Source organism: Micromonospora sp. NPDC023956 (genome assembly GCF_040639195.1).
In the GTDB taxonomy this organism is placed as follows: Bacteria; Actinomycetota; Actinomycetes; order Mycobacteriales; family Micromonosporaceae; genus Micromonospora.
The window spans coordinates 270,660-296,954 of record NZ_JBEZZN010000002.1 but is presented as its reverse complement, the minus strand read 5'-3'; the positions used below and the strand labels follow the sequence as shown (position 1 = coordinate 296,954).

Below are 26,295 nucleotides of genomic sequence, written 5' to 3'. Positions count from 1 at the left end.
ACGGAGGTAAGGCCGCATAATGTCCGACTTCCCTTTCCTCTCGGTGCTGACCGTGGCGCCGCTGGTCGGCGCCCTGATCGTGGCCTTCCTGCCGCGCAGCCGGCCCGAGTTCGCCAAGCAGGTCGCCCTGGTCTGGTCGCTGGCGGTGCTGGCGCTGACCGTGGTCATGTGGGTGGCCTTCAAGACCGGGGGCGAGCGGTTCCAGTTCCGCGAGTCCTACACCTGGATCCCGCAGTGGGACGCCCGGTTCACCTTCGCCGCCGACGGCATCGCCCTGGTGATGCTGATGCTGATCGCGGTGCTGGTGCCGCTGGTGATCCTGGCCTCCTGGCACGACGCGGACGCCTCGAAGCGGTCGGTGCCGGCCTACTTCGCGCTGCTGCTGGTGCTCGAGAGCACGATGATCGGCGTCTTCGCCGCCGCCGACATCTTCCTCTTCTACGTGTTCTTCGAGGTCATGCTGGTGCCGATGTACTTCATCATCGGTAGCTACGGCGGTCACCAGCGTCAGTACGCCGCAGTGAAGTTCTTCCTCTACTCGCTGGTCGGCGGTCTGTTCATGCTCGCCGCGGTGATCGGCCTCTGGGTCGTCGGCGGGAAGACCTTCGACTGGCAGGCGCTGGTGCAGGCGGACATCTCCGCCGGCACCGAGCGCTGGCTCTTCCTCGGCTTCTTCATCGCCTTCGCGATCAAGGCGCCGTTCTTCCCGTTCCACACCTGGCTGCCGGACGCCGGTGGCGCGGCCCCGGCCGGCTCCGCCGCGCTGCTCGTCGGCGTCATGGACAAGGTCGGCACCTTCGGCATCCTGCGCTACTGCCTGCCGATGTTCCCGGAGGCGTCGAAGTGGTTCGCGCCCTGGGCGCTGGCGCTGGGCCTGATCGGCATCATCTACGCCGCGCTGCTGGCGGTCGGGCAGAACGACCTGAAGCGGCTGGTGTCGTACACGTCGATCGCGCACTTCGGCTTCATCGGTGTCGGCATCTTCGCCTTCACCACCCAGGCCGGCACCGGCGCGGTCCTCTACATGGTCAACCACGGCCTCGCCACCGGCCTGCTCTTCCTGGTGGTGGGCATGCTGATCTCGCGGCGTGGCTCGGCCTTGATCAGCGACTTCGGCGGTGCGGGCAAGCTGGTCCCGGTCCTGGCCGGGGTGCTCTTCTTCGCCGGTCTCGCCTCGCTGGCGCTGCCCGGCACCGCGCCGTTCATCTCCGAGTTCCTGGTGCTGATCGGCACCTTCACGGTGAACAAGCCGGTCGCGGTGATCGCCACCCTCGGCATCATCCTGGCCGCCGCGTACGTGCTCTGGATGGTGCAGCGCACCACGCAGGGCACCCTCAACCCGGCGCTGACCGAGGTCGAGGGCATGAAGCGTGACCTGAACCTGCGCGAGAAGGTCGTGGTCGCCCCGCTGATCGCGCTGATCGTGCTGCTCGGCTTCTATCCCAAGCCGCTCACCGATGTCATCAACCCCGCCGTCCAGGCGACCATGCAGGACGTCGGCAAGTCCGACCCCGCCCCGACGGTCGGCAGCGTCCAGGAGGCAGCAAAGTGACCGAGCAGCTCGAGTTGCCCTCGATCGACTACCTGGCGCTCCTACCGGTCCTGATCATGCTGGGCGCGGCTCTGCTCGGCGTCCTGGTCGAGGCGTTCGTGCCGCGCCGGGGCCGTCACCCGGTCCAGCTCCTGCTCGCCCTGGCGGCCGTGGTGGCTGCCTTCGTGGCGGTGGTCTTCGCCGACGACCGGCGCGGCATCACCATCGGTGGGGCGATCACCGTGGACGGGCCGACCCTGTTCCTCCAGGGCGGCATCCTGCTCCTCGCCGCGGTGGCCCTGCTGCTGATCGGGGAGCGGACGGTCGAGCGGGGCGGGGCGTTCGTGGCCCAGGCCGCGGTCCGGGCCGAGTCGGCCGAGGACCGCCAGCAGGCGGAGGGGCAGAACGGGGCGACCGAGGTCTACCCGCTGACCACCTTCGCCATCGCCGGCATGCTGATCTTCGTGGCGGCGAACGACCTGCTCACCATGTTCATCGCCCTCGAGGTCTTCTCGCTGCCGCTCTACCTGCTCTGCGCGCTCGCCCGTCGGCGGCGGCTGCTCAGCCAGGAAGCCGCGCTGAAGTACTTCATGCTCGGCGCGTACGCCTCGGCGTTCTTCCTCTTCGGTGTGGCGCTGATCTACGGCTTCACCTCCGGCACGCCGGGCCGGGACGCCGGGGTGGACCTGGCCACGGTCGCCGCGGCGGTGGGCGAGTCGACCTCCAGCCGGGTGCTGCTCTTCGCCGGTGTCGCCCTGCTCTCCATCGGCCTGCTCTTCAAGGCCGCGGCGGCCCCCTTCCACGTCTGGACCCCGGACGTGTACCAGGGCGCGCCGACCCCGATCACCGGCTTCATGGCCGCCTGCACCAAGGTCGCCGCCTTCGGCGCGCTGCTGCGGATCTTCCACGTCGCCTTCGGCGGGGCCGCCTGGGACTTCACCCCGGTGCTCGGTGGGGTGGCGGTGCTCACCATGCTGGTCGGCGCGGTGCTGGCGGTCACCCAGACCGACATCAAGCGGCTGCTGGCGTACTCGTCCATCGCGAACGCCGGTTACCTGCTGGTCGGGGTGCTCGCCCCCGGCCGGGACGGCGTCGCCGGCACGATGTTCTACCTGGTCGCGTACGGCTTCTCGGTGCTCGCCGCGTTCGCCGTGGTGACCCTGGTGCGCGACGCCGACGGCGAGGCCACCCACCTGTCCCGCTGGGCGGGGCTGGGGCGGCGGTCGCCGTTCTACGCCGCGCTGTTCACCCTCATCCTGCTGGCCTTCGCCGGTATCCCGCTGACCAGCGGCTTCATGAGCAAGGTCGCGGTCTTCGGCCCGGCCCTCGACGGCGGGCAGGCCTGGCTGGTGATCGCCGGTGTGCTGACCAGCATGGTGCTGGCCTTCCCGTACCTGCGGGTCGTGGTGATGATGTGGCTCTCCGAGCCGGGGGAGTCCACTCCCACGGTCGTCGTGCCCGGTGGGCTGACCGCCGCCGCCCTGATGATCGGTGTGGCCGCCACCGTGCTCCTGGGGGTGGCGCCGGCACCGCTGCTCGAACTGGCAGACGGGGCCGCGCAGTTCATTCGATGATCCATCCGGTCGGCCGGCTCCGGCCGCCGTCGTCGCCTCCGGCCCACCGGACGCCACGGCGGCGATCGGGGCCGGCCGACCGTTTCGTCCGCCCTGCTCCGGCAGCGGGTTCCCGGAACGGCCGGTCGGGTGCCGCCGGGGCCGCCCCGACCGGAACAGGCCGAGCGGGTGTGGCATGGTTGAGGGCGTGGAGACAGCGGCTGGCCAGCGAACAGGTGCCCCCGGCTCCGGCGGTCGTCGGACCCGGCCGGGTACGGGGCAATTCGACTCGCTCGGTCTCTACCTCGCCGACGCCCGGGTCGAGGCGTCCGTCCTCGGACTGCTGGAGACCGTCGAGGCCGAGCTGAGGTCGAGCGTGGCGAGTGCGGACCCGCTCGTCACCGAGGCCGCCCGTCATCTGGTGGAGGCCGGCGGCAAGCGGTTCCGGCCGTTGCTGGTGGCGCTCGGCGCCCAGTTCGGCGATCCGACCGGCCCGCAGGTGGTGCCGGCGGCGGTGGTGATGGAACTCACCCACCTGGCCACGCTCTACCACGACGACGTGATGGACGAGGCGTCGGTGCGCCGGGGCGCGCCCAGCGCCAACTCCCGGTGGACCAACTCGGTCGCGATCCTGGTCGGCGACTACCTCTTCGCCCGCGCCGCGGACATCGCGGCCGACCTGGGCACCGAGGCGGTCCGCCTCCAGGCGCGCACCTTCGCCCGCCTGGTGCACGGCCAGATCGCCGAGACGGTGGGCCCGCGTGCCGGGGACGACCCGGTCCAGCACTACCTGCGCGTGATCGCCGAGAAGACCGGTTCGCTGATCGCCACCTCCGCCCGGTTCGGCGGCATGTTCGGCGGTGCTCCGGCCGCGCACGTCGAGGCGCTCGCCGGCTACGGCGAGACCATCGGGCTGGCCTTCCAGCTCTCCGACGACCTGCTCGACATCTCGTCGGAGTCGGTGCAGTCGGGCAAGACCCCGGGGACGGACCTGCGTGAGGGGGTCCCCACCCTGCCGGTGCTCTACGCGCTGGCCTCCGACGACGCGGACGCCGCGTCGGTGCGGCTGCGGGAGATCCTGGCCACCGGCCCGCTCACCGACGACGACCTGCACGCCGAGGCGCTCGGCCTGCTCCGGGAGAGCCCGGCGCTGAAGCGGGCCCGGGAAACGGTGCGCAGCTACGCCGAGGAGGCCCGGGAGCAGCTCGCACCGCTGCCCGACGGCCCCGCCCGGCGTGCCCTCGAATCGCTCTGCGACTTCGTGGCCGACCGCACCAGCTGACCCCCAGCCCACCCCGGTGGGAGTGCCTGCTCAGTGCGGCGTGGCCGGGGACGGCGGGAGGGTACGGGCAGCGACGAGCATGAGGGCGGCGGCCACCAGCATCGCCGCCGCGCCGGTGGCCCACATGGTCGGGTAGCCGAACCGGTCGGCCAGGAGCCCGAGCGCCAGCGGGCCGAGGCAGCCACCCGCGTACACGCCGGTCTGGGTGATCGAGGTGGCGGCGGCCGGGGCCCGGGGATGGAGCCGGACCACGGCGAAGGTCATCACCCCGGGCCAGGCCCAGCCCAGACCGAAGCCGAGCAGCACGCCGACCACCAGCGGCACCGTCCCGGCCATGGCGAGCAGCACCAGCCCCAGCGCGCCCACCCCCAGCATCCCGGCGATGACCGCCACGTGACTGCCGGTGCGCCGGTCGGCGAGCCAACCCGCCGACACCCGGGCCAGTACGCAGACCGCGCTGCCCAGGGTCAGCGTCAGGCCGGCCAGCCCCGGATCGAGCCCACGGCTGGCGGCGGAGTCGACCAGGAAGGTGCCGAGCGCGTTCGCGGCGGCAGCGGCGAGCGTCGCGGCCACCCCGATCAGCACCAGCGGCGCCGGGGGCCGGTCCCGCTGGCCGGTGCCGGTCCGCCGGACCGGCCCGACCCCCGCACCGGGCACGGCGAAGAGCGCGGCCACGGCCGCGGCCGCCGCGACGCCGAACGCCCACCGCCAGCCGGCGGTCAGCGCGACCGCCGGTACGGCGGCACCGGCCAGCAGGGTGGCGACCGGGACCGCAGCCTGCTTCACGCCGAAGGACAGCCCCTGCCGACGGGCGGGCACGTGCCGGGCGAGTGCGGCGTTGCTGGCGAGCTGTCCGAGGGCGTTCGCCCCGGCGCTCACCGCCAGCAGAACCACCAGGACCGGGTACGATCGCGCGACCGTGGCCACCGCGAGCAGCGAGCCGGCGGCCAGCAGGATGCCGGCCCGAGCCGTCCGGGCGGGGCCGAACCGTTCCACCAGTGCCCCCGACGGGACCGAGGCGAGCGCGCTGACCCCGAAGTAGACGGCGACGGCCATGCCCAGTCCGGTGGCGGAAAAGTCCAGCTCCGCGCCCATCTGCACGGCCAGACCACCGACCAGGAACACCGGCAGCACGCAGACGACGGTGGTGGTGACCGCGCCGATGCCGACGCGTACCGGACGGGCCGGGGCGGGGCGGACGGGGGTGGCGGAGACGGTGTCGGTCATGGTCCGGCCAACCTACCCAGCGGGGGTCAACTCCCGATGAATTCGGGCCAGGATCACAGTCGATCTACCCACTGTGTCTGTCGGTGCACACACAGTCGATGGATATCTGGCATCCTCGATCGGGCAGGCATTTCCTACGAGGCCTGTTTTTCATATGGTGTAGATCCCCGGCGGCGGAGGTGGTTGTGCGCGACCCCTTGGCGGAACCTTCCGATCTCATCCGGAGCGTGTCCCGCGCGCTACGGGTGCTCGAGGCGGTCGGTCGCGCCCCGAAGGGCCTGACCGTCAAGCAGATCGCCCGGCGCTGCGAGTTGACGGTGGCCACCACCTACCACCTCGTGCGGACCCTCGCCTACGAGGGATACGTGATCCGGCGCGAGGACGGTACGTACATCGTCGGGCTGGAGATCGCCGACCGGTACCGGGAGCTGGTGACCGCCTTCCGCGGCCCCTCCGTGGTCGGCGAGACGTTACGCCGGGCCGCCCTGGACAGTGGCTACAGCCACTTCCTCGGCCGGTTCGTGGGTGGTCAGGTGGCGATCACGGCGGTGGCCGAGGGGGCCCGCTCGCCGTACCTGGAGGACCTGATGCCCGGCTTCGACGAGGCGGCCCACGCCACGGCGCTCGGCAAGGCCATGCTGGCCACGCTCACCGCCGAGCAGCGCTTCCGCTACCTGCGGGAGTACGGCATGCGTCCGTTCACGGCCGCCACGCTGACCACGGCCGAGGCGTTCGAGACCGACCTGGCCGCCGGCGACCGGCGCGGCATGCAGATGGAGCTGGGCCAGTTCCGGCAGGGGGTGGCCTGCGCCGCGGTGCTCGTCGCCCCGGACAAGGACATCGAACGCCGGGTGGTGCTCGCCTGTGCCATGCCCGCCGGCGAGCTGATGACCTCCGCCCGGGTGGTCCGCGCCAAACTGCTCACCGTGGCCCGGACCGTCGCCGAGGGCCTCACCGCCGACCCCTGAGCCCCACCGAGCTGAGGTGGTTGGCGGCAGGGGACCCTGGGCACCGCTGTTGCGTGACCAGGGCCCCCTGCACCCACCTCACGCGCCGATGTGGCCGCCGTCGAGGCGCCAGGTGACGACCACGCCGGGCTTGGCGAAGTCGCCGTCCGGCCAGTTCGACGCCGGGTTCTCCAGCGAGGCGCCGCTGATCTCGCCGGGGTGCTGTACGGCCACGAAGACCGAGCGGTCGTCGGTGGTGATGAACGGGCCGCAGGCCTCCGCGCCCAGCGGCACGGTGAGGAACTGCCGGAGGTGCCCCCGCTCGGGACCCTCGATCGGCGCGGCGAAGAGGCCGTCGTTGCTGCCCAGCGCGTTGCCGTCGGTGGAGATCCACAGGTTGCCGGTGCTGTCGAAGGCGACGTTGTCCGGGCAGGAGATGGGGGAGACCTTCGCCTTGTCGTACCCGGCGAAGTAGGTCGACGGGTCGGTCGGGTCGCCGCAGACGATCGGCAGGGACCAGGCGAAGGCCTCGGCCGTGTTGTCGCCCCGGTCCTCGACCAGTTCCAGGATGTGCCCGTGCTTGTTGGCGTTGCGCGGGTTGGCCTCGTCCGCCTTCGGGTTGCTGCCGACGCCCCGGTTGGTGTTGTTGGTCAGGGCGACGTACACCTTGCCGGTGGCGAGGCTGGGCTCGACGTCCTCCGGGCGGTCCATCTTGGTGGCCCCGACCTTGTCCCCGGCGAGCCGGGTGAAGGTCAGCACCTCGGCGGCGGTCATCCCGTCGACGTACGAGCGGTTGCCGCTGACCAGCTTGATCCACCGGCCCCGGCCGTTGAACGCGCCGTCGGAGGGGAGTTGGCCCGAGCCGTCGATCTCGTCGGCGCTGGTGTGGTCGAGCGTGGCGACGTAGAGCGTGCCCGACTCGAGCAGGGTCAGGTTGTGCCGGCGGGCGTGCCAGGAGTTGCCCTTCAGGTACTTCTTGTCCGAGACGAACTTGTAGAGGTAGTCGAACCGCTCGTCGTCGCCCAGGTACGCCACCACGTGCCCGCTCCTGGCGACGATGACGTTCGCGCCCTCGTGCTTGAACCGGCCCAGCGCGGTGTGCTTGCGCGGGCGGCCGTCCGGGTCGAACGGGTCGACCTCGACGATCCAGCCGTGCCGGTTCGCCTCGTTGGGGTGCTCGGCCAGGTCGAAGCGCTCGTCGGCGCGTTCCCACTTGCGGCTGCCGGACGGGTACCGCTTGGCGGTGTCGATGCCGTACCGGGCCAGCTTCGGCTTCAGCTCCGCGGCCACCGCGTCGCCGCCGACGAAGTACTGGTTGAAGTTCTCCTCACCGGAGAGCACGGTGCCCCACGGGGTGATCCCGCCGGCGCAGTTGTTGAGCGTGCCGACGACGGTCCGCCCCTTCGGGTCGGCGGCGGTCCGCAACCACGTCGAGCCGGCCGCCGGGCCGGTCACGTCGAACTTCGTCGCCAGCGCGGTGATCCGCCGGTTGTACGGGCGGGCACCCCGGGTCACCGGCCGCCACTGGCCGGTGTCGTCGACCCGCTCGATCTCGACCACGGAGAGCCCGTGCGCGGCCATCGCGGCCCGTACCTGCTCCACGGTGAGCGCGTCCTGGCTGGTGAAGCCGGGGAACATCAGGTCCTCGTTGGTGTACTCGTGGTTGACCACGAGCAGCGCCCGCCGGCCGCGCCGGTCCAGCGGGAGCACCCCGACGAAGTCGTTGTTGTAGCCGAACTGCTTCGACTGGCGGGCCCCGGTCTGGTGGTGCACGTCCAGCTCGGGCGCGCCCGGCACCACCTCGTCGCCCCAGCGGATGACCACCGCGTGGTCGTACCCGTTCGGCACGACCAGGGTGTCCAGCTTGTTCGGCGGGATGGCCCGGAAGGTCAGCGCGCCGTTGCCGGTCCGCTGCCGGGCCGCGAAGTCCGCCACCTCGGGCAGCGCGGGGGTGGCGGCGCCGGAGGGGGCGGCCGAGGCCACGCCGGCTCCGGCGAGCGAGCCGCCGACCCCGAGGACGAGCGCGCCGACCGCGCCGGCCCGGACGACCCCGCGCCGGGACACCTCGGCGCCGACCAGGTCGCCGAGGTACGGGTTGTCGGAGGTGTTGGGGACCGGGTGGTCGCAGGCGTTGCCGCAGCGGTACAGGCAGGTCATCGAGTCGCGGCTGCCGTGGCGGTTCGCGCCCAGCAGGGGAAGCAGCCGGCGTCGGTCGCTCATGGGGAGGAACCTCCTGGAGGGTGGGTGCGCGCGCGGGACATCTCTGGGCACGCGTCCTGCCGGACGCTAGGAGGGCAGGTTGAGCGGGCGCCGGCCTCGGCGTGAACCGGACGTGAACACCTCCGGCTCGGTGAACCGATCGGGCGTGTGGTGCGTATCTTGCGGCGTACGCCCCGCTGCGGCGACTGCGAGGAGACCGCGATCAGCGACCACGACGCCCACCTGCTCCGGGCCCTGCACGACGAGCACGCCGACGCGCTCCACGCGTACGCCCTGCGCCTGGTCGACGGTGACCGGCAACGGGCCGAGGACCTGGTGCAGGAGACCCTGCTCCGGGCCTGGCGCAATCCCGCGTCCCTGGACCCGGCCCGCGGGTCGGTGCGGGCCTGGCTCTTCACCACCGCCCGCAACCTGGCCATCGACGCCTGGCGGCGGCGGTCCGCCCGGGTCGGTGAGGTGGTCACGGACGCGCTGCCCGAGCCGCCGCCGACGGTGGACGAGACCGAGCGGGCGGTGGAGGCCTGGACGATCGCCGAGGCGCTGTCCCGGCTCAGCCCGACCCACCGGGAGGTGCTGGTGGAGTGCTTCTACCGCGGGCGGTCGGTCGCCGAGACGGCGGCCCGGCTCGGCGTGCCGCCGGGCACGGTCAAGTCCCGCACCCACTACGCGTTGCGGTCACTACGGTTGGTGCTGGCCGAGATGGGGGTGATCCGGTGACCGGCTGCGAGTTCGCCTATGACGACGGCGCGTACGTGCTCGGTGCCCTCGCCCCGGCCGAGCGGGCCGCGTACGAGCAGCACCTGGCCGGCTGCGCCGCCTGCCGGGCCGCGGTCGCCGAGGTCGCCGCCCTGCCCGGCCTGCTGGGGCGGCTGGACCCGGCCGAGGTGGAGCACCTGGTGCCGACGCCGGAGCAGCCCCGGGTGCCCGCGCTGCTCGCCGCCGCCGACCGGCAGCGCCGGCAGCAGCGGCGGCGGACCCGCTGGCGGTACGCCCTGACCGTGCTGACCGCCGCCGTGTTCACGCTGGTCGTGGGCTTCGGCGTGGCCGCGTTGCGCCCCGCCGGGCAGCCCGACGACCGGGTCCGGATGGTGGCGATGCGGCCGGTCGCCGGGGCCGCCCCGGTGCGCGCCGAGATCGGGCTGACCGGCACCGAATGGGGTACCGAGATCACCATGCGCTGCGGGTACGACCCGCGCCCCGACTACGTCAAGGCGTACGTCTTCCGGTTGGTGGCGTACGGCCCGGACGGCGCGTCGGAACAGGTCGGCTCCTGGCGGGCGGCCCCCGGCGACGAGGTCCGGTTCACCGGGGCGACCCGGTTCACCGACGCGGAACTGGTCCGGCTGGAACTGCTCCGCGCCGACGGTACCCCCGTGCTCGGCTACGACGTCCGCTGAGCCGACCGGGGAGCGGGCGCCGCGCCGTCCGGGGCGGTCGCGGCCCGGCGGCGGGCGTGCCGCAGGGCGTCCACGGTGAAGACCACCAGCGCCGCCCAGACCAGCGCGAAACCGGCCAGCCGGGCCGGCGGCATCGGCTCGTGCAGGATCAGCACGCCACAGCCGAGCTGGATGGTCGGGGCGAGGTACTGCAACATGCCCAGCGTGGTCAGGGGCAGCCGGTTGGCCGCCCCGGCGAAGCAGAGCAGCGGCACGGCGGTGGCCGCGCCGAGCAGCACCAGCAGTGTGGTGTGCCCGGCCGAGACCCGACCGAAGGTCAAGCCGTCGGTGGACCAGAGCCAGGCCAGGTAGCCGACGGCGGGCAGGAGCAGCGCCGCCGACTCGATGAGGAGCCCCTCGGCGGCGGGCAGCCCCAGTTGCTTCTTGACCAGGCCGTACCCGCCGAAGCTGACGGCCAGGATCAGCGCGAGGTACGGCAGCCGGCCGTAGTCCACGGCGAGCACGGCCACCGCCAGCCCGCCCACGCCCACCGCCGCCCACTGCGCCGGCCGCATCCGTTCCCCCAGGAGGCCCACCCCGAGCAGCACCGACATCAGGGGGTTGACGAAGTACCCGAGCGCGGTCTCCACCACCTGCCCGCTGTCCACCCCGTACGTGTAGACACCCCAGTTGACCGCGATCAGGGCGGCGGCGAGCGTGATCCCGGCGAGGGTACGGGGGCGGCGCAGCAGGTCCCGCAGCACCGTCATCCGACGGAGCACCGCCAGCAGCAACGCCACCACGACCACCGACCAGAAGATCCGGTGGGCGAGCACCTCGATCGGCCCGGTCGGCCGCAGCAGCCGCAGGTAGAGCGGGAAGAAGCCCCATGCCAGGTAGGCCGTGACGGCGTACAGGTAGCCCAGCCGCGCCGGGGTCACGACAGGCCGCGTGTGTCGAGCTGCATCCAGCGGTCCGGATGCTCCATCGGGGCGAAGCCGACCTTCGCGTACACCCCGTGCGCGTCGTTGGTGGCCAGCACGATCCGGCGTACGCCGAGGTCGGCCAGGTGGTCGCGAACCGCGCCGGCCAGCCAGCCGCCCAACCCGCGTCCCCGCTCGGCGGGCTCGACGTAGACGTCGGCGAGCCAACCGAAGGTGGCCGAGTCGGTGACCGCGCGGGCCACCGCGACCTGGACGCCGTCGCCCGGCCGGTACACCCCGAACGGGACGGAGTTGGCGAACGCGCGGGCCACCGTCGCCCGGTCCCGCCCCATCGCCCAGTACGTGTCGGTGGAGAGCCAACGGTGGACGCGGTCCAGGTCGATGCGGGTCGGGTCGGTGGAGATCCGGTAGCCGTCGGCACGGGTCAGATTCAGCACGTGCGCAGGCTAACCCCGGTCACCGGGGCGTTGAACAGCCACTTCCCGCCATGCGGCTCGGGTCACCCGGCCCGGCGGGTCAGTCCCGGTCGAGCAGGGCGCCGAGGAGCCAGGTGACCACGCTGACCAGGAGCGCGCCGAGCACCGCCGCCGGCCAGAAGCCGTCCACCTCGAACGGCAGGCCGACCTGGTTGGCGATCCAGCTGGTGAGCATGAAGAGCAGCCCGTTGACGACCAGCGCGATGAGGCCGAGCGTGAGCAGGTAGAAGCCGCAGCCCACGGTCTTGATGATCGGCTGGAGGACGGCGTTGACCACACCGAAGATCACCGAAACGACGACCAGCGTGGTGACCGTCTCGGTGGCCGAGTCGGAATGGAGGGCGATCCCGGGAATCAGGAGGGTGGCCAGCCAGAGGGCCACCACGGTGCTTCCCAACCGGATCAGCAGAGACGTCATGGCGGCGATGGTGCCACGCCGGGCCAACCGGTGGAACCCGCCCGGTGCGGGTCAGTGGCGGGTGACGGGGCCGATCAGCTGCACCTCGGCCGGGGTCGGGGCGACCAGCGCCCACCGCAGCGCCCGCCGGTTCACCACCGCCACCATGTCCGCCCGGATCCGGGTCAGCCAGTCGGCGGAGCCGCCCAGCCCGAGCGCGACACCGGCGACGGCGGCCTCCGCCGGGTCCAGTGGTTGCAGCACGGCCAGGTCGGCACGGCCGAGGACGGCGGCGTCGGACGGGGTCAGCTCGTCCCGGACGACCAGGCTGGCCTGCCAACCCGCTCCGGGGGCGGGATCGGTGGACACCGGTCCGGCGTCCACCACCAGGAGCAGCGGATGCAGGGGCGTGCCGGCCACTGCGCCCGGTGGCCGGCCGGGCGGGAGCATCGTGATCGCGCCGCCGGGCACACCGACGCCCCGGACGAACGGCTCCCACACCCGGGGGCGTGCGGTCTGCACCACGACCCGGGCGCCGAGCGCCATCGCCCGTACGGCGACCAGCTGGGCGGCGCGGACCCCGCCGACCAGGACGATCCGGGTGGGCTCCGGGCGGAACAGCCGCAGGGTGACCGGGCGGCCGTGCCGGTTCGCGCCGAGCATCAGACCGGCGCTGCCGAGCGGCAGCGTCACCCCGTCGAGCGATCCGGTGGGCGTGGCCCCCCGGGCCCCGGCCCCGGCCAGTGGCAGCGTGGCGGTGAGTCCGGGCAGGTGGTCGCCGTCGAGTCGGCGTACCGCCCCGCCGAGGCCGCCGACCAGCCGGCGCAGCGCCTGCTCGGCCACGGCGAGGTCGCCGGGCGTGTCGGCGGCCAGCCGCACCGACAGGTCGACCGGCACCGCCGCCGGGTCGCCGCCGCGCGGGCCGGCGCAGAGCGACACGGTGATCGCCGAGGCGGGCAGCCCCAGCAGTCGAGGCACCAACTCCCGACCACCCTCGGTGCGCGGGCCGGGCCACCGCCGCAGCCGGTGGGTCGACTGGAGCAGACCGCCCAGCCGGAGCACCTGCCAGCTCTCCCGCCCCGGTTGACCACCGTCGTGGTGGGCCAGTTCGCCGAGCACGCGCAGCGCGGCCGTCCCGCCCAGCGGCCGGGCGGTGACCGGCGCGAGACGGCGGGCCACCTTGCGAACCGCCCCGGAGAGGGCGCGCCGCAGTTCCTCGTCGGACCAGCCGTCGACCCGCAGCGCCCGCACGGCGAGCACCGCCCGCTCGTACCCGGGCACCCGCCCCTCGGTGAGCTGGCGGTACGAGATCGCCACCTGGCTGCCACCCGCTCCGGGCGCGGGGGCCGGTGTGCCGGCGAGCAGCAGCTGGATCCGCAGTGGCGGCGTGTCCGGGCCGACCGGGGGGAGCAGCGCCGCCGGAGTGGGCAGGTTCCGCTCCCCGTCGCCGAGCAGGCCGCCCGGATCGGTCAGTTCGAGCAGGGCGGTCAGCCCGTCCGGGTCGGCGACCACCGCAGCCGGGTCACCGGCCAGTTCGGCGGCGTGGACCGAGGCGTCCGGCGCGACCAGGGCGAGCAGCGCGGCCGGAGCGGCGGCCGGGGGCAGGACTCGCCGCCGGGTCAGGTGGCCGGCGGCGGTACCCAGCCACTCGAACAGCCACCGTCGGCGGATCCGCAGCCAGGCCACCGCCAGCACCAGCACGGCGACCAGCACCGCACCGGCGGTGGCCGGGACGCCCCGGCCGACGGCGGCGCCGATCAGGGCGAGCGCCACCTGGGCCGCGACGACCTGGCCGACCCGTACGCCGAGCACCGGGCGGGGTCGGCGCACGGTCCACCGGACCGGCGGCGGGGGCCGGAACACGGACCCGGCGTCCGGGGTGGTGGACCCCCCGCTCCGGTCCGGCCGCCCGGTCCGGGCCGGGGCCGGCGGGGTCGGTCGTCCGGTCGTCGCCACCGTCACCGTGCGCCCCCTTCGCCGTTACGACCAGTTCGTCCAGCGGCCCATGGTAGGGGTTCGGGCGGGCCGGAGGGGGTGGCGTCCGTCCACAGAAGACCGGGGCGGGGTAGCAGAAGCAGATGGCGACCGCTACCGTCAGCGACGAGTTCCGCTGACCCGCTCCACTACGGCTCGCCGACCCGGCGGGCGGTCGACGCGTCCCCTCCGGGCGTCGGCGGGCAGCCACGACCACGAGACGAGGTGACGTCCGGGTGTCCCAGACCCAGGCAGAAGCCGCGGTGATGCAGCAGACCGCCGCGAAGTTCGAGCAGGTCGACCAGTCGTTGCAGACGATGCTGACCCAGCTCATGTCCGAGCTGGAGGTGTTGCAGCAGGCCTGGCGCGGGGCCGGTGGCCGGTCGTTCGAGCAGGTCCGGCAGCAGTGGTCGCAGGACCAGGCGGCGTTGCAGCGGGCCCTGCGGGAGACCGCCCAGGCGATCCGCACCGCCGGCACGCAGTACGACACCTCGGACGCCGAGGTGGCCAGCCGGGTGGCCGGCACCAACCGTGGCATCCAGCTGCCGCTCTGACCGATCCGCGACTGAGGGGAAGATCCGATGGACAACGGTGTGCTGGTCGTCAACTTCGCTGCGCTCCACCAGGCGGGCGCGGACATCCAGCGGGCGCTGAACACGCTCGACTCGCAGCTCGGCCAGCTGGAGCGGGATGCCGCCCCGCTGGTGGCCGGCTGGACCGGTGAGGCCCGGGAGGCGTACGCGGTCCGCCAGGCGCGTTGGCGTTCCGCTTCGCAGGACCTCCAGGCGATGCTGCGCGACATCAAGGTCGCCGTGGGCGAATCCGCCGCCGACTACCTCAACACCGAGAAGCGCAACGTCAACCTCTTCCAGTGAGCACCGGCCGGTGGACACTCCCGCCGGTGACGCGTCCCCGGTCCCTCCGTTGCCGGCGGTGACGTGCTCCCGGTCAGCCCGACCGCCAGCGGCGGCGGGAACCGCGCGGCACGATCACCGCCAGCAGCACGGCGGCACCGGCCAGGGCGGCGGTGACGGCGGCCACCCGCAGGGCCCGGTCACGGGCGTCGGCCCGCCGGGCGTCCCGGGCCAGCCGTACCGGATCGACGCGTTCGGCCGGGATCGCGGCGGCCCGTCGGGGCGTGCCGACCACACCGGGCCCGGTCCCGGTGACCGCCCGGTACGGGTTGAGCACCCCGGCGCCGTACCCGGCTCCCCGCCCGGGAGCGGGATCGGCGGTGGCCACGATCCGCTGGGTGACCTGGGCGGCGGTCAGCTCCGGCCGGTACTCGCGCAGCAGGGCGGCGGTGGCCGCCACGAACGGGGTGGCGTAGCTCGTCCCCTCCCCTCGCCGGTGGCCCCGACCCGGGGCGGCCAGCACCACGTCGCTACCCGGGGCGACCACGTCGACGTACCCGCCGACCTGGGAGAACTCGGCGCGGACCCCGTTCGCGGAGATCGCGCCGACGCCGATCACCCCGTGGTAGGCGGCCGGGTACGGGCGGGGGTCGCCCTCGGCGTGCAGGTTGCCGGCGGCGGCCACCACCACGACGTCCCGGTCCAGGGCGTACGCGACGGCCGCCCGGACGGCCGGGTCGTCGGCGTACAGCACCACGGAGAGGTTGAGCACGTCCGCGTCCCGGTCGACGGCCCACCGGATCGCCCGGGCGAAGACCGCCGCGCTGACCGTGCGCCCCGCCTCCCGACCGTCGACGACCTGCTGTTCGCTGACGCGTACCGGCAGGATGCGGGCCTCGGGGGCCAGGCCGCGGAAGGCGACCCCGGCCCGGGGCGCGGCGGCGATCAGGCTCGCCACCCCGGTCCCGTGCCCGGCGCAGTCCCGGCTGCCGTCGTCGCCCGGGTCGAGGTAGTCCGTCCCGTCGAGGACCCGGCCGGTGAGCTGCGGATGCCGGCGGTCCACCCCCGAGTCGACCACCGCGACGACGGTTCCCGCGCCGGTCGCCAGCGGGGCCAGCCGGTCGGGGGCGTACCGTACCTGTGGCCAGGGTGCCTCGGTGACCGGTCGGGTCGGCGCGAGCGGGGCGGCACAGCCCGGTGCGGCCGAGGCCGGTACGGCCGGGATCACGGCCGTGAGGAGGGCTGCCAGCGTGGCGGCGACCGGGCGTGGAGTCGATCGCGGCATTCGTCGCCTCCGTATCGTGTCGGCTCCGGGACGGCATGCTATCGGCTCGAAGTCATCGATGCGGATCGCACCAGCCAGACATTGTGATCTTGTTACAACCTTGTAGGTTGTACGCGATGCCTATGGCCTGTTCACGGGAGGAGAGGTGGCCGTGACCGACTGGGAGCCGGCTACCGAGGCCGAGGCGGCGATGCGGGACGCGCTTCGCGCCAACGACCAGGAACTCTACTTCCGGATCCTGGCCCGGACGGACCTGCTGCTGCCGGTCTCCGCGGAGGCCCTGGCGGGGCAGGCCCCGATGGGCTGGGGCACCTGGACCACCAACGGCCGGACACACGTGCTGGCCTTCACCTCCGACACCGCGCTCCGGGCCTGCCTGGGGGCCAGCGGGGGGTCGAGCCGGCGCTGCGCCTATCACGACCTGGCGGCCGGTTGGCCCAACCACGAGTGGTGGCTGGCGGTCAACCCCGGGCTGCCCATCGAGGGCTATCTGCCGGCCTGGTTCGTGTCGCAGCTCTCCCGGGGCGATGTCCGGCTGCCCGGCCGCACGCTGGGCGCGCGGGCACGTCTGGAGCAGGTGGAACAGCTCGCGCGTAACCGGGCGGCCGGCGGCGAGCCGCCCGCTGCCGAGCCTGCCCGGCCGGCCCCACCGTACGGAGCCAGCCGGCCGTCCGCCGCGACGCCACCCCGCCGGGGTCTGCCGGACCAGTCCGCCGAGGTCACCGAGGCCCTCCGGCCGGGTCAGCCGGACCCGCGCGGTGCGGCCCCGCCGCCGGCGTCGAACGGGGGAGCCGAGTCCGCCTCGAGCTGGTTGACCAATCCGCGCCGCCAACTGCGTCCGGATTCGGCGTACCCCGACCCGGGAGCGGCCCCGCCGCCGGACGGCCAGCCCGCCGGCCGGAACTCCTTCTTCGAGCCCGCCCCGTCGGGTCGCGGCACCGGTGGTCCGGCGCCGGTCTCGCCGCTGCGGGCCCAGGACCGGGCCATGCCCTCCTCCCGGTTGGGCGAACCGGGCCGGGCCTTCCCCCGGCGGCGCCCCTACCGGGCCGACCAGGCCGGGGAGGAGGCCACCCAGGCGTTCCGGTTCACTGAGCCGGCCCCCGCCGAGCAACCCGCCCCACCGCCGGCCCCACCGCAGAACCGGGCTACGGCCGCCGAACCGACCCAGGCACTACCCCGACGCCCGTTGCGACCGGATCCGGCGGTCGGTGAACCGACCCAGGCCCTGCCCCACCGGTCGTTGTCCCAGCCGGTCGCCGAGCCCACCCAGTCGTTGCCCCGGCGGGTGCCGCCGGGTGGCAGCGAGCCGGTGGGCCAGGAGCCGACCCAGCCGATCCCGCAGCCCGCCGGACCGCTGGACCCCACCGAACCGCTGCCGCCGGTCGACCACGCCGACCCGACCGCGCCGACCGGTCACCCCGGTGCCGGTCAGACCCTTCCGGCGGGGTATGCCGAAGCGGAGCCGACGGTGCCGTCCGGTTTCGCGGAGGCGGACCCGACGGTGCCGTCCGGTTACGCCGGGGCCGAGCCGACGGGGTATGCCGGGGTCGAGCCGACGGGGTATGCCGGGGCCGAGCCGACGGGGTATGCCGGGGTCGAGCCGACGGTGCCGTCCGGTTACGCCGGGGCCGAGCCGACGGTGCCGGCGGGGTATGCCGGGGCCGAGCCGGCCACCTCGGTCGGGCACGCCGGAGGCGAGCCGGCCCGGTCGCCGTCGCCGCTGGTCATCGAGGGGACCGTCGTCGAGTCCCGCGACCTCGCCGACCCGTCAGCGGCTCGATCCCGGGAGCAGGACCCCGACGCCGGCCGTCCGCCGGGCACCGCCCACCAGCCGGACCTGACGACCGGCCCCGGGTACGAGCCCGTCGGGTACGAAACCGCCGCCCCGGGCTCCGAGCCGATCTCGGCATCCGGGCCGACCGAACCGGCGTACCCGTCGGCGGTGGCGGAGACGGAACCGGCGCTCGACTCCGGCGCCGAGGCGGCCGGGGCGATCCCGCCGGCATCCCCGGTGCCCGACTTCGAGGCCGCCAACGACGTCGAGGAGGAACTGCTCGCCGCCGCCGGTACCGGCAGCACCGACACGTTCCTGTCGACCCTCCTGCTGGCCCGCGTGCTGCTGCCCGTCGCGCCGGACTCCACACCGGGCAGCCGCCCCGGCGAGAGCGGCTTCGTGTGGCGCACGGAGCAACTCGACGACGAGCCGTACGTGGTCGTCTACACCTCGCCGGAACGGCTGGCCGACCACGTCGACACGCCGGTCGAGACGGTCAAGGTCAAGTTTGTGCAGCTCATCCGGCGGTGGCCCGACGAGCAGTGGTCGTTCGCCGTCAACCCGGGCACCCCGGTCGGGGCGAAGCTGCCCGGTGAACAGATCGTCGCGTTGGCGAGCTGGGCCGCCGAGGTCGGGTTGGGCGACGACGTCGAGCCGGAACCGGTGGAACCGGTCGTCGCCCCGCCGGTCGAGGAGCCGGCCGGCCCCGCCCGGTACGCCACCACGCCGGAGGACCCGAACCGCCCACCGATGATGCAGAAGGTGGTCGCCCCCAGCCAGCTCGCCTACTACCTGGAACGGGGCTACGACCGGGTCTCCGGTTTCGTGCACCGGGCCGGCGAGGTCGCCCACCTGAACACTCCGGCGAAGCTGCACGCGGCGCTCGGGCTCGCCTACCCCGATTCCCCGTTCTCCCCCGACGCGGACGAGATCTACGTGCTGCGCTGGCCCGCGTACCGGCCGAGCCTCTACCGGATCCCGTACGGCGGGCAGCACGAGAGCGCGATGCGGGCGATGGAGGGCTGGGTGATCGAGCGGCCACCCTTCCGGGGCAACGGATTCGCCCCGGGCGAGAGCAGCGACGTGGTCGCCGAGTTCAAGGTGGACAGCGCCCGACTCCCGCACGGGGCGCAGCTCTGGCGGATCGGGGCGGACGGCAGTGAGCGGGTGATCGCCACCCTGGACACCGACGCCCTGCTCTGGCGACAGGTCGGGGAGCGGTGATGCGCGACGGCTACGTGGCCCGCTGGCGCGGGCGGGAGTACCAGGCCAGTCCGGACGGCGGCGACGTCCGGATCTACCAGCCGGAACCGGGCGAGGGCTTCGAGGAGGTCCGTCCCGGCCGCTACGTGCGGGTGCTGCCGGTCGACGAGGTGGACGACGTGGCGTACATCCGGACCACCTGCACCTGGCAGGGACAGCCGTTCATCGTGCTCGCCGAGCACGACGGCTGGTTGCGGGTGGAGTACACCGGTGGGCGCTGGCCGGTCGCTCAGGCGATGGGGCTGGAGGTCTTCGACTTCGGCGTCTACCAGGGTTGGGCCCCGGCCAGCGAGGTCGTCGACCTGCGCGAACACCGGAACTGAACCGGCCGGTACCCCGCCGGTCGGATCAGGACTTCGCCCACCGGAGGATCTCGCCGAGCACCACGTCCGGCGCCTCCAGGTGCGGGAAGTGCCCGACGCCGTCGAGCAGCCGCCACTCGTACGGGGCGATCACGTAACGGCCGGAACCCTGGGCGGTACGCGGCAGCGAGGCGACGTCCTCCGCGCCGTGCAGTTGCAGGGTCGGGGTGATCAGCGGCTTCTGCATCAGCTTGACGAAGCGGTAGCCGTGCAGGCGTAGCACCGAACGGAATGCCCAGCGGTACGTCTCCAGGGCGCAGAAGGCGGCCTGCGGGATCCGCATCGCCTCCCGGCAGCGGGCCGCGTACGGGGTGAAGCCGGGACTGTCCACCCAGCGCTGTCCGCCCCAGCGGCGCAGCATCTCCTCGACGCGGACCGCGTCGTTGCGGGTGAGCATGTGCTCGTAGCGGGGAAGCTGGAACTTCAGGGTCGGGGTGGCGGCGCTGAACTGGCCCCGGGGGTCGGCGAAGATGCCGGCCCGCAACCGCAGCGGGTGCGGTGCGCCGAGCACCACCAGTCGCCGGACCAGCCTGGGGTGGAACGAGGCGGCGGTCCAGCCGAGCAGCCCGCCGGCTCCGGTGCCGACCAGGGTCGCGGAGCGTTCGCCGAGGGCCCGGATCAGGCCGGCGACGTCGGCGGCGAGGGTGTAGCCGTCGTACCCCCGGGGTGGCTTGTCGGTCGCGCCGTAGCCGCGCAGGTCCACCGCGACGGCCCGGAACCCGGCGTCCGCGACGGCGGGCAGCATCTCGTGCCAGGCCCACCAGAACTCCGGGAAACCGTGCAGGAAGAGGACCATCGGGCCGGTGCCGGCCTCGACCACGTGGAACCGGCTGCCGTTCGCCCCGACGAACCGGTGCGTCCACGGTCCTTCGGTCAGAACACAGGACTCGTCGATCGGCCCGTCATGCTGGTCGGTCATGTCCACAGCCTAGGGCCCGGAGGCATCCGGCCTGCTCGGGCGGGTCGACCGGGGCGGATGCGGGGAGAAACGGGGACGGCGCCCGGGGCGGGTGCCCCGGGCGCCGTCGATGACCGGTCGGTTCAGGAGAAGCGGACCTTGATGGAGGTTCCGTCCTGCTCCAGCACCTTGATCTTGGTGCCGGTCGCCGGGAGCTTGACGCCGTGGTTCGGCAGCTCCGGGTACCAGTACTGCTTGGTGTCGTCGAACAGCGGCTGCGCCGCCTGGCCGCGGATGTACTGCGGCTGGCTGTTGTGGTGCAGCGTGAACGAGTCCGCCTTCTTCAGGCTGAACGGCGCGTCGTAGACCTGGACGCGGGCCCGCCAGGGCTGCCCGGTCAGGTTGTAGATCGGCCGCGGGTGCGCGTCGATGATCATGTTGCGACCCTCACCCGGGTGCTCGAACGTGTCGTTGTCCGGCCACCGCAGGTTCCAGTACGAGATCAGCAGACCCTCCTGGTACGCGTAGTGGTCCACGTAGTCCGGGCGGGTGTTCGCGTAGCCGAAGTAGTACGGGCCGGTCTTCAGGTACTTGTCGTACTGCACGTACGACCGGTGACCGGCGATGTAGTAGTTGTCGAAGAGCCGGGTGTAGGTCTCCTCGACGACCGACCAGCCCGCGACGGTCCAGCCGCCCGCGCCGCTCTCGGCACCGTCGGAGAAGACGGTCGCACCGTCGGCGGTCACGGTGATCGCGTCACCGTAGAAGCCACCGGAGGAGACACCGCCGTCGGTCTGGTAGCGGAGCCGGAACTGCACGGTCTTGCCGGCGGCGAAGTTCAGCGGGATCTGGATGTCGACCCACTGGTTGTCGCTGGACCCGTCCAGCGCCGGGCGGCCCGGGGTGACCTCGGCGAGCGGCTCGCCGTCCACCGTGCCGGGCAGGGCGGACCAGGTCTGTCCACCGTCCACCGAGGCCTCGAAGAACAGGTAGTCGTACCCGGCCTCGATGTTGTAGCGGCCCTTCATCGACAGCGACGCCGACGACTTCCCGGTCAGGTCGATCGTCCGGGTCATCGTGTTGTTCAGGTCGTCGTCGTTGCCGGAGAAGAACTGCTTGGTGCCCTCGAACGGCTTGCCGTTCTGGAAGGTGTACTCCCGCTGCGGCAGCACCACCACGGCGGCCTGCGGCTTGTCGGAGTTGTACTCCTGCGGGCCGAGGGTCATGGTGCGCTTCTGCCCGGCCACGACCACCTCGTAGTCGAGCCAGCCGAGCTGGAGCTTGTTCCACGCGCCGAGGTCGCCGCCGCGGTCACCGATACCCGCGTCACCCTTGGCGCCGAGCCGGCTCTGGGCCATCAGGGTCCAGTGCTCGTTGTTGTTGTCGCCGCCGTTGTACAGGTTGTAGTCGTCCGGCAGGCCAAGGTCGTGAGCGTACTCGTGGTAGAAGACGCTCCGGCCGCCGTTCTCCGGCTGGATGGTGTAGTCGCCGACCCAGATGCCGGTGTTGCCGATCTGGGTGCCGCCGGCCGGGAAGTTCGGCGGGCCGGTCACACCCTGGTCGCTGGCGTAGGCGTACCAGCGGTGGCTCCAGATCGCGTCCTCGCCCTGCCACGGGTCGCCGTCGGCCTGGTCGCCACCGGCGTGCACGATCTGGAAGTGGTCGATGTAGCCGTCCGACTCGTTGAAGTTGCCGTCGCCGTCGTGGTCGTACCGGTCCCACTTGTCGAAGGACTTCATGTCGGCGGCGATCTGCGCGTCGGTGCGGCCGGCGGCCTTCTGGTCGGCGACCCACTGGTTCGCGGCGTCCCGGACCAGGGCCCAGACGTTGCTGCAGGTGGTGTCCGGGCACGGGTAGCCGTTGGAACGGCCGTACCGGGCCTCGTTGTACTGGACCTTGACCCAGTCGGTGACCTTGCCGTCGACCGTGTACCGGCCCGAGGACTGGGCCTCGTAGTACTGCTTGACCGACTCGTCGCCCTTGCCGGTGCCGAAGTACAGCTTGCGGAAGTAGTCCGCGCTGTAGTCCTCCTGCCAGACGGTGGAGTTGTCCACCGCGCGGTTCGGCTGGGGGATCTCGTTGCGCAGCGGACCGTCGAACCGGGCCGGACCCGCGGTGTCCGGGTCGGTGTCCTGGTCCGGGTAGCTGGGGTGCCGCTGGTTGCCGAACTCGGCGAGGATCACGAAGATCCGGTCGGTCTGCTCGCGGGCCAGCTCGACGTACTGGTCCTTCGTCGGGGCCGCGCCCCGGGCGGAGCGGGCGGCCGGCCCGCCGGTGCCCTGGGTCTTGCCAACCTTGACGACCGTGCTGCCGTTGATCCGCTCGGCCGTCGCCCGTCCGGAGAGGACCTCGCTGAGGCCCTCCTGGCGCAGCGCGCGCCGCTTGCTCTCCAACGGGTTGGGCAGGTCGTGCTCAGCGTGAGCGGGCTCGGCGGCCGACTGGGCCGATCCCGGCGTGGTGGCCGGGGGCGCGGCGCTGGCGGTCGTGCCGACCGTGAGGCCGGTGGCCGTCAGCGTCAAACCGAGCAGACCCACTGCGACTTTGCGCACGTGGTACCTCCGGTGTGAAGGAAAACCGACCCGTTCGGGGTTCAGGGTCGGAGGAAGAGATCCCTAAGAAGGGACCTGTGGTGAACATAGACACTGCCGGGACTGGTGTGAAGACGCTGACGTCGATTTGTTGCACAAGCCGGTGACGGCGATGCGACAGCGTCACAAGTCGAGGCTGACGTATCGGCGTCGTGGTTTCCGCCGGTGGCCGGGACGCTCCCCGTGGGCAGCGTCCCGGCCGGAATTCAGCGTCGGGCCGGGGTCACGTACACCGCGGCGTACGCGTTGTCCCGCGCGGTGCGCTTGATGGTGATCGAGACGCCGTAGCTCACGCCCTGGTCACCGGGATTGCCCGTGCCCAGGACGGTGAAGCCGAGGTCCTGTCCGTACAGCCCCGTCGCCGGGGTGCCGTCCGGGTTGACCACCCGGGTGGTGTACGCCGCGCCGTTGCGCGACGGGACGACCACCGAGGCGTCGTTGTCCCGGGCGAACAGCTGCGAGCCGTTGCGTACCTCGATACCCGGGTACCAGCCCTTGGCGTCGGTGAAGGTCTTCACCGCCGGCTGCGACGGGAAGCTGGTGCAGTACTCGCTGAACGGCTCGCCGGTCGCCTCCAGGCACTCGGTGAACGGGGACGTCGGGCGCAGCCCGAACGCGGCGTTCGACGACTGCGGACGGCTCGGCAGGTTGTCCAGCTCCGACGGGTCCTTCACGGCCGCCTCGCCGGTGCGGCGCAGCGGGTCGAAGTGCGAGTCGACGATGAGCAGCCCGCCCTTGGCCCCGTAGCTGGGCAGCGCGGTCATCTGCGCGGTCACGTGGTTGACGTCGCCCAGGGCGGTGTCCCGGTACCAGACCAGCATGCCCGGCGCGTTGTACGCGATCCGGTCGACCTTCCAGGCGTCGTTGGAGTACACCGTGTCGTAGGTGTACTTCAGGCCCTTGTCGAAGCCGTCCAGGTTGCGCCACTCGACCAGGTAGTAGTGCGCCTGCACCCGGGTGCCGGAGTCGGTCCGCCAGCCGGCGCCGGTGGTGTCGGTGAACGTGCCGCCGGTCTGGGTCCAGCCGTTCGCGCCACCCTCGACGTCGTCGCTCCAGGTGGTGGCACCGCCGCCGGTGACCGAGAAGTCGTCGGCGAACCAGCCCCGGTCGGCGAACGCGGCGTCGGTGGCGTAGCGCAGCCGTACCCGCACGGTGCTGCCCGCGTACGCGGACAGGTCGACGTAGTCGTGCCGCCAGCCGTGCGAGTCACCGGTCAGGCCGTACTTCTTGCCGCCGTAGTCGGCCATCCGGCCGTTCGGGTCGGAGTAGTTGTCGTTGGTGCTGACCAGGTTGCCGGCCTCGTCGTAGACCTTCAGCTCGGTCCAGGTGCCGCCGCCGTCGGTGGACACCTCGACGAAGCCGTAGTCCCAGTCCTCCTCGATGGTGTAGTTGTTCCACATCCAGAACTTCGCGTCCGCGGCGGCCGGCACGGCCACCTCACGGGTGAGCTTGACGTCCGCCCAGTCCTGGTCGCCACCGCTGAACCACATGTTCGCCCCGCTGTGCGGGGTGGCCAGGGTGATCACCTTGTCCGGCAGGTTGATCTTGATGCCGTCCTTGGTGCCACGCGGGGTGCGGGAGGTCTGCCCGAGCAGCACCGTCCGCGGGTCCGCGCCGACCGGGATCTCCAGCGGGTCGGCCCAGCCGAGCACCCACTTGTCCCAGATGCCCATGTGGGTGGGCAGCGCCTGGAACACCTCACCGGCGTGTGAGCCCGAGCCCATCAGGTCCCAGAAGTCGACGTCCGAGTCGGCGTTGCCGGAGGTGTCGTAGAGGTCCGGCAGACCCAGGTCGTGACCGTACTCGTGGGCGAAGACGCCGACCCCGGCGTCCTCCGGCTGCACGATGTAGTTGGAGACCTGGAGATCGGTGCCGGGGATGCGGTAACCGCCGGCCACCGCCGAGGAGTGCGCCCAGATCGCGTAGGTGCCCTGCGCGCCGCCGCCCCGGGACTTGCCCTGTCCGGCGTGCACCAGCACCAGGTGGTCGATCACGCCGTCCGGCTCGTTGACGTTGCCGTCACCGTCCCGGTCGCCCTGGTCCTCGATGTCGTAGTCGGCCCAGGGGAAGCTCGGGTCCATCGCGGCCAGCGCGTCGACCGCGTCGGTGGCGAGCCGCCCCGCGCCCAGCGGGTTGTCCGGGTGGCCGTTCATCGCCTGCTCGCGACCGGCTACCCAGGTGCCGTTCTCGTCCTGGAAGCAGCGGGACGCGGCGTACCAGCCCTCCGAGCGCGGCAGCTTGATCCACGGGCTGGCCTGCCCGTCGACCGTGTACGCCCCCTTCGACATCTCCAGGTACATGTTGCGCATGCTGCGGCCGGAGATGTCGATGCCCGGTCGGCCGTCCGGACCGGTCAGGTCGGTCCGGATCCGCTGGGTGATGCCCGTCCTGCTGTAGAGCATCTTGTTGTAGTGGGTGGGGGAGAAGTCCGGCACCCACATCGAGTTGTTGTCCTCGTTGGCGTACGAGGCCGGGTTCGGGATGGCGTTGTGCAGCGGACCGTTCTGGACGGTTCCGGGAACGCAGCTCCGGTCCCCGAAAACCGTCTTCGGCACCATGGTCCCGGTGAAGTCGTCGTTCGCCTGGTTGTTGAACTCCACCAGCAGGGTCAGCAGCTTGGCGGTCTGCGTCTGCGGCGCCTTCTTGAACTGGCGCGGGCTCTTGCCGGTGCGGATCGCACGGGCCTCGTTGCGGGCCAGCTCACGGGCGGTGAGCGGGTTGCCCCGGGCGTACTTGCGGTCGTACGCGCGGGCCGACTCGACCGCCGGCGCGTGGATGCCGCCGGCACCCTTGACCTCCCGACCGCCGCTGTCCGGTTGGACCGCGGGTTCGGCGTAGTTGATGTAGAACTCGTCCGCGCCGACCACGGCGCGGACTCCCTCGGCCTCCTCGGCCGAGGCGTTGCCCGGCACGATCAGTGCCGAGGCGGCGAGCGCGAGCACGGGCAGCGCGACGAGCAGACGTCGCCGCGACCCGCGTTGCGAACCAGTTTGGTGCATGCCACTCCAATTCTGGGCATGGGGCGAGAACGCCGGGTTCGTGGACGTTGCGGTAACGATGAACGTCAACGGCTCCGACGGCGTGAACGTAATTCAGAAACCGACCGGGGGACAGGTCCCCGGCCGCTCTCCACCCGATCAGCCCGCTCCCGGTCCCCCGACCGTCCGAACCGGACGGCCGCCCGGCCCGCATCCGCCGCTGTGGACGGTCGCAGGGGCCGCTGCTGCCGCACCTCGCCGGGCCGGGGACCCCCAGCGGCCACCGGTGGGGCAGGCTCCGGCGGGAAACGACGGTGGGTGACGGTCCGCGCGGACCGTCACCCACCGGAAGGGGTACGCGGAGCG

20 protein-coding genes are annotated in these 26,295 nt (G+C 72.7%); 10 read left to right on the top strand and 10 right to left on the bottom strand.

What is annotated here, in order from left to right:
• Positions 1 to 19 precede the first annotated feature (19 nt).
• The 3 genes from AB0F58_RS03805 (at position 20) to AB0F58_RS03795 (ending at position 4,366) form a co-directional block, all read left to right on the top strand.
• Positions 20 to 1,552, top strand: coding sequence for an NADH-quinone oxidoreductase subunit M (locus AB0F58_RS03805; protein WP_357137447.1), 1,533 nt, complete (start codon positions 20 to 22; stop codon positions 1,550 to 1,552).
• Positions 1,549 to 3,105, top strand: coding sequence for an NADH-quinone oxidoreductase subunit NuoN (nuoN, locus tag AB0F58_RS03800; protein ID WP_357137444.1), 1,557 nt, complete (start codon positions 1,549 to 1,551; stop codon positions 3,103 to 3,105). The genes AB0F58_RS03805 and nuoN overlap by 4 nt, the downstream gene beginning before the upstream one ends.
• A 175-nt stretch (positions 3,106 to 3,280) precedes the next feature.
• Complete coding sequence (locus AB0F58_RS03795) at positions 3,281 to 4,366, top strand: polyprenyl synthetase family protein (protein ID WP_357137442.1); 1,086 nt, start codon at positions 3,281 to 3,283, stop codon at positions 4,364 to 4,366.
• A 30-nt stretch (positions 4,367 to 4,396) separates the two neighbouring features.
• On the opposite strand, the gene AB0F58_RS03790 is transcribed toward AB0F58_RS03795, so the two are convergent.
• Positions 4,397 to 5,593 (bottom strand): MFS transporter, encoded by a 1,197-nt coding sequence (locus AB0F58_RS03790; protein WP_357137440.1) that lies wholly within the window; start codon positions 5,591 to 5,593, stop codon positions 4,397 to 4,399.
• Between the two features lie 185 nt (positions 5,594 to 5,778).
• Here AB0F58_RS03790 and AB0F58_RS03785 point away from each other — a divergent pair, with 185 nt between their 5' ends.
• Positions 5,779 to 6,561: a helix-turn-helix domain-containing protein gene (locus AB0F58_RS03785; RefSeq protein ID WP_357137437.1), complete on the top strand. Its 783-nt coding sequence runs from the start codon at positions 5,779 to 5,781 to the stop codon at positions 6,559 to 6,561.
• 78 nt (positions 6,562 to 6,639) lie between these two features.
• On the opposite strand, the gene AB0F58_RS03780 is transcribed toward AB0F58_RS03785, so the two are convergent.
• Positions 6,640 to 8,760, bottom strand: coding sequence for a PhoX family phosphatase (locus AB0F58_RS03780; protein ID WP_357137434.1), 2,121 nt, complete (start codon positions 8,758 to 8,760; stop codon positions 6,640 to 6,642).
• A gap of 201 nt (positions 8,761 to 8,961) precedes the next feature.
• Between AB0F58_RS03780 and AB0F58_RS03775 the strand changes: the two genes are divergently transcribed.
• Together AB0F58_RS03775 and AB0F58_RS03770 are read left to right on the top strand one after the other, a co-directional pair.
• Positions 8,962 to 9,477, top strand: a complete 516-nt coding sequence (locus tag AB0F58_RS03775) for a sigma-70 family RNA polymerase sigma factor (RefSeq protein WP_357138672.1) — start codon at positions 8,962 to 8,964, stop codon at positions 9,475 to 9,477.
• On the top strand, positions 9,474 to 10,157 hold the full coding sequence (locus AB0F58_RS03770; protein ID WP_357137431.1) for a zf-HC2 domain-containing protein: 684 nt from the start codon (positions 9,474 to 9,476) through the stop codon (positions 10,155 to 10,157). The genes AB0F58_RS03775 and AB0F58_RS03770 overlap by 4 nt, the downstream gene beginning before the upstream one ends.
• Here AB0F58_RS03770 and rarD read toward each other — a convergent pair.
• The 4 genes from rarD to eccE all read right to left on the bottom strand — a co-directional run bounded on the left by rarD (position 10,142) and on the right by eccE (position 13,783).
• Positions 10,142 to 11,077 (bottom strand): EamA family transporter RarD, encoded by a 936-nt coding sequence (gene rarD / locus AB0F58_RS03765; protein WP_357137428.1) that lies wholly within the window; start codon positions 11,075 to 11,077, stop codon positions 10,142 to 10,144. The two genes, AB0F58_RS03770 and rarD, sit on opposite strands and share 16 nt — an antisense overlap.
• On the bottom strand, positions 11,074 to 11,517 hold the full coding sequence (locus tag AB0F58_RS03760) for a GNAT family N-acetyltransferase (RefSeq protein WP_357137424.1): 444 nt from the start codon (positions 11,515 to 11,517) through the stop codon (positions 11,074 to 11,076). Before AB0F58_RS03760 ends, rarD begins: the two co-directional genes overlap by 4 nt.
• Before the next feature lie 79 nt (positions 11,518 to 11,596).
• Positions 11,597 to 11,974, bottom strand: a complete 378-nt coding sequence (locus AB0F58_RS03755) for a phage holin family protein (RefSeq protein WP_357137421.1) — start codon at positions 11,972 to 11,974, stop codon at positions 11,597 to 11,599.
• Positions 11,975 to 12,025: 51 nt separating this feature from the next.
• Positions 12,026 to 13,783, bottom strand: a complete 1,758-nt coding sequence (gene eccE / locus AB0F58_RS03750; RefSeq protein WP_357137418.1) for a type VII secretion protein EccE — start codon at positions 13,781 to 13,783, stop codon at positions 12,026 to 12,028.
• Between the two features lie 380 nt (positions 13,784 to 14,163).
• On the opposite strand from eccE, the gene AB0F58_RS03745 reads away from it, so the two are divergent.
• Positions 14,164 to 14,481, top strand: coding sequence for a WXG100 family type VII secretion target (locus tag AB0F58_RS03745; RefSeq protein WP_357137416.1), 318 nt, complete (start codon positions 14,164 to 14,166; stop codon positions 14,479 to 14,481).
• Positions 14,482 to 14,508: 27 nt separating this feature from the next.
• Positions 14,509 to 14,802 (top strand): WXG100 family type VII secretion target, encoded by a 294-nt coding sequence (locus tag AB0F58_RS03740; protein ID WP_357137413.1) that lies wholly within the window; start codon positions 14,509 to 14,511, stop codon positions 14,800 to 14,802.
• Positions 14,803 to 14,875: 73 nt separating this feature from the next.
• Here the strand turns inward: AB0F58_RS03740 and mycP are convergent, their stop codons facing one another.
• Entirely contained in the window at positions 14,876 to 16,066 is a 1,191-nt protein-coding gene (mycP, locus tag AB0F58_RS03735; protein WP_357137411.1) for a type VII secretion-associated serine protease mycosin, read from the bottom strand.
• Positions 16,067 to 16,217: 151 nt separating this feature from the next.
• On the opposite strand from mycP, the gene AB0F58_RS03730 reads away from it, so the two are divergent.
• Both AB0F58_RS03730 and AB0F58_RS03725 read left to right on the top strand, forming a co-directional pair.
• Positions 16,218 to 19,064 carry an SseB family protein gene (locus AB0F58_RS03730; protein ID WP_357137407.1) on the top strand — a complete coding sequence of 949 codons (2,847 nt, stop codon included), beginning with the start codon at positions 16,218 to 16,220 and terminating at the stop codon, positions 19,062 to 19,064.
• Positions 19,061 to 19,426 (top strand): hypothetical protein, encoded by a 366-nt coding sequence (locus AB0F58_RS03725; RefSeq protein ID WP_357137405.1) that lies wholly within the window; start codon positions 19,061 to 19,063, stop codon positions 19,424 to 19,426. The genes AB0F58_RS03730 and AB0F58_RS03725 overlap by 4 nt, the downstream gene beginning before the upstream one ends.
• Before the next feature lie 25 nt (positions 19,427 to 19,451).
• Here the strand turns inward: AB0F58_RS03725 and AB0F58_RS03720 are convergent, their stop codons facing one another.
• The 3 genes from AB0F58_RS03720 to AB0F58_RS03710 form a co-directional block, all read right to left on the bottom strand.
• Positions 19,452 to 20,384 (bottom strand): alpha/beta hydrolase, encoded by a 933-nt coding sequence (locus AB0F58_RS03720; RefSeq protein ID WP_357137402.1) that lies wholly within the window; start codon positions 20,382 to 20,384, stop codon positions 19,452 to 19,454.
• 122 nt (positions 20,385 to 20,506) lie between these two features.
• Complete coding sequence (locus tag AB0F58_RS03715) at positions 20,507 to 22,897, bottom strand: immune inhibitor A domain-containing protein (protein ID WP_357138670.1); 2,391 nt, start codon at positions 22,895 to 22,897, stop codon at positions 20,507 to 20,509.
• Between the two features lie 260 nt (positions 22,898 to 23,157).
• Positions 23,158 to 25,950 (bottom strand): immune inhibitor A domain-containing protein, encoded by a 2,793-nt coding sequence (locus AB0F58_RS03710; RefSeq protein WP_357137399.1) that lies wholly within the window; start codon positions 25,948 to 25,950, stop codon positions 23,158 to 23,160.
• Positions 25,951 to 26,295 lie beyond the last annotated feature (345 nt).

Excerpts from the sequence above, each read along its gene's own strand:
- AB0F58_RS03795 (WP_357137442.1), top strand. The coding sequence starts at position 3,281 with ATGGTTGAGGGCGTGGAGACAGCGGCTGGCCAGCGAACAGGTGCCCCC.
- AB0F58_RS03790 (WP_357137440.1), bottom strand. The coding sequence starts at position 5,593 with ATGACCGACACCGTCTCCGCCACCCCCGTCCGCCCCGCCCCGGCCCGT.
- AB0F58_RS03710 (WP_357137399.1), bottom strand. The coding sequence starts at position 25,950 with ATGCACCAAACTGGTTCGCAACGCGGGTCGCGGCGACGTCTGCTCGTC.
- AB0F58_RS03755 (WP_357137421.1), bottom strand. The coding sequence starts at position 11,974 with ATGACGTCTCTGCTGATCCGGTTGGGAAGCACCGTGGTGGCCCTCTGG.
- AB0F58_RS03740 (WP_357137413.1), top strand. The coding sequence starts at position 14,509 with ATGGACAACGGTGTGCTGGTCGTCAACTTCGCTGCGCTCCACCAGGCG.
- AB0F58_RS03805 (WP_357137447.1), top strand. The coding sequence starts at position 20 with ATGTCCGACTTCCCTTTCCTCTCGGTGCTGACCGTGGCGCCGCTGGTC.
- AB0F58_RS03780 (WP_357137434.1), bottom strand. The coding sequence starts at position 8,760 with ATGAGCGACCGACGCCGGCTGCTTCCCCTGCTGGGCGCGAACCGCCAC.
- AB0F58_RS03720 (WP_357137402.1), bottom strand. The coding sequence starts at position 20,384 with ATGACCGACCAGCATGACGGGCCGATCGACGAGTCCTGTGTTCTGACC.
- mycP (WP_357137411.1), bottom strand. The coding sequence starts at position 16,066 with ATGCCGCGATCGACTCCACGCCCGGTCGCCGCCACGCTGGCAGCCCTC.